Origin of the sequence: Pseudescherichia vulneris (genome assembly GCF_902164725.1) — a bacterium.
Taxonomy (GTDB): domain Bacteria; phylum Pseudomonadota; class Gammaproteobacteria; order Enterobacterales; family Enterobacteriaceae; genus Pseudescherichia; species Pseudescherichia vulneris.
The window spans coordinates 403862-404708 of the sequence record NZ_LR607338.1; the positions used below are offsets into that span (position 1 = coordinate 403862).

An 847-nucleotide genomic window follows, 5' to 3' on the forward strand; every position below is an offset into this window, starting at 1 on the left:
GCCACCATTGAAAAAACACTGCCACAGGGTGGGGTATACGCCTCACTGTTTGAAAAAATCAATTTAACGCCGGTAGCCGAACTCGGTAATCTAAACGGGTTTGATGATAATAGCGTGATGGCCGAAACCTCTGCGGATGCGCGCGTCACTGCCGCAGTAAAAGTATTTATGCAGTGTCTGCAAAAGTCCGGGCAAACGGTAGAGAAGCTGGATAAAACCATCCTCGACCACCATATTGCAGAGCTGGATTTTCAAATCGGCCGTCAGCTTGATGAGGTCATGCACCATGAAGATTTTCAGCGCACGGAGAGCATCTGGCGGGGCCTGAAATCGCTGGTGGATAAAACCGACTTTCGCCAGAACGTCAGGCTGGAACTGCTCGACTTAGCCAAAGAGGAGCTGCGGCAGGATTTCGAGGACTCCCCGGAAATCATTCAGAGCGGGCTGTATAAGCAGACCTATATCGCAGAGTACGATACCCCCGGCGGAGAACCCATTGCCGCCGTGATCTCGGCCTGGGAGTTCGATGCTTCAGCGCAGGATGTGGCGCTGATGCGCAACATTTCGAAGGTGTCCGCCGCCGCCCACATGCCGTTTATTGGCTCCGCAGGGCCGACATTCTTCTTAAAAGAGAATATGGAGCAGGTGGCGGCCATCAAGGATATTGGCAACTACTTCGACCGGGCCGAGTACATCAAATGGAAATCCTTCCGCGAAACCGATGATTCCCGTTACCTCGGTCTGGTGATGCCGCGCGTGCTGGGGCGTCTGCCGTACGGCCCGGATACCGTGCCGGTGCGCAGCTTCAACTACGTTGAGCAGGTCAAAGGCCCGGATCACGACAAAT

1 protein-coding gene is annotated in these 847 nt (G+C 54.4%); it reads left to right on the plus strand.

Going from position 1 to position 847, the window contains the following annotated elements; all coding sequences use genetic code 11:
• Nucleotides 1-6 precede the first annotated feature (6 nt).
• Nucleotides 7-847, plus strand: an 841-nt coding sequence (gene tssC / locus FN633_RS01515) for a type VI secretion system contractile sheath large subunit (protein WP_154058790.1), incomplete at its 3' end; no start/stop codon positions are given.